Origin of the sequence: Streptomyces sp. NPDC005576, from assembly GCF_042871745.1 — a bacterium.
Classification (GTDB): domain Bacteria; phylum Actinomycetota; class Actinomycetes; order Streptomycetales; family Streptomycetaceae; genus Streptomyces.
Genome location: NZ_JBIAJC010000058.1, coordinates 1 through 1,022, shown reverse-complemented (window position 1 = coordinate 1,022; position 1,022 = coordinate 1). Strand labels below are relative to the sequence as shown.

Sequence of the window (1,022 nt, the reverse complement as noted above, 5' to 3'; positions counted from 1 at the left end):
CCGGGCAGCCCGCTGACGCCATTCTTCGCGACGGTGTCCTTGGCGTTGCGCCCGGCTGTGTGGTGGTTGAGGAACATCCGGACCGGGCCGAACGTCAGCCCGGTCGCGGCGTCCCGGCCCCGGGTGCGCCACCCGGGGTATTCCTCGACGGTGACGCCCTCGGCACGGAGGACGGTCAGCCACTGGTCGGCGGTCAGGGGTATGGCCATCAGCCCGTCACCGCCTTCACGGTCTCGACCTCGTGGAGGACGGAAGACCGCCCGTCCCGGGTCCAGACGATGTTGGTCTGGAGGTCGACGCCAGCGGGAAGGAGCCCGCGTACCGCGTCTTTCAGCGTGGCCACCTTGTCGAGCAGCTGCTCGTCGGTCCACGCCTCGATCTGGTCGGGACGGATGGTGTAGCCGACCTGTATGTCCGCGTCAAGGCTGGAGACCTGGAGGCGCAGGACGTCGTTTGTCGACACGTACTCGGGCGGGGGGATCGGCATGGGTCCTCCGTGGGCATGAAGAAGCCCCGGGCCGGTCAGCGCGGGGCGAGAGGGTGGATCAGGTCAGGGCGATGGAGCCGGAGAAGTCAGAGGCCGGGCCCATGTCCTCGAAGTGCAGGTACGCGGGTGACGTCACGGACGCCGCGATCAGGACGTTGCCCGCACCGGAGGCGCGCTGGATCGTGGCGACGACGGCCGTGGTGATGTTGGCCGCGGTCGAGTTGGCGAAGATGCTGGACAGCTCCATGCCGTAGTTGGCCTGGCCGGGGCTGGAGATCCGCCACGAGTCGTAGAGAATCGACCCGCCAAGGGCGCCCTTGCGGACGCGTACCTGGGCCTCGGTCGTCGCTGCGGAGAGCTGGATCAGCCCTTTGACCGTGACCCGGTACGCGCGGCCAGCCTTGAACACCAGGGACGGCGTGGTCAGCCACACCGTCTCGATCGTGTTGATGCCGCCGGACGGTGTGTCCGTGTTGATCGCGGTGAAGTTCAGGGTGAACGGTGCGCGGGCGTTCTCCGTCGAGGCGATGATGCG

General features: G+C 68.3%; 2 protein-coding genes and 1 pseudogene. All 3 read right to left on the bottom strand.

Features of this window, described 5'->3' with window-relative positions:
* Positions 1–209: pseudogene (locus ACFYPN_RS33755) on the bottom strand (N-acetylmuramoyl-L-alanine amidase); the annotation flags it as partial.
* Positions 209–487: a hypothetical protein gene (locus ACFYPN_RS33750; RefSeq protein ID WP_388640648.1), complete on the bottom strand. Its 279-nt coding sequence runs from the start codon at positions 485–487 to the stop codon at positions 209–211. The pseudogene ACFYPN_RS33755 and the gene ACFYPN_RS33750, both read right to left, overlap by 1 nt.
* Before the next feature lie 58 nt (positions 488–545).
* On the bottom strand, positions 546–1,022 hold a 477-nt coding region (locus ACFYPN_RS33745), incomplete at its 5' end, for a hypothetical protein (protein ID WP_389303733.1).

Excerpts from the sequence above, each read along its gene's own strand:
- ACFYPN_RS33750 (WP_388640648.1), bottom strand. The coding sequence starts at position 487 with ATGCCGATCCCCCCGCCCGAGTACGTGTCGACAAACGACGTCCTGCGC.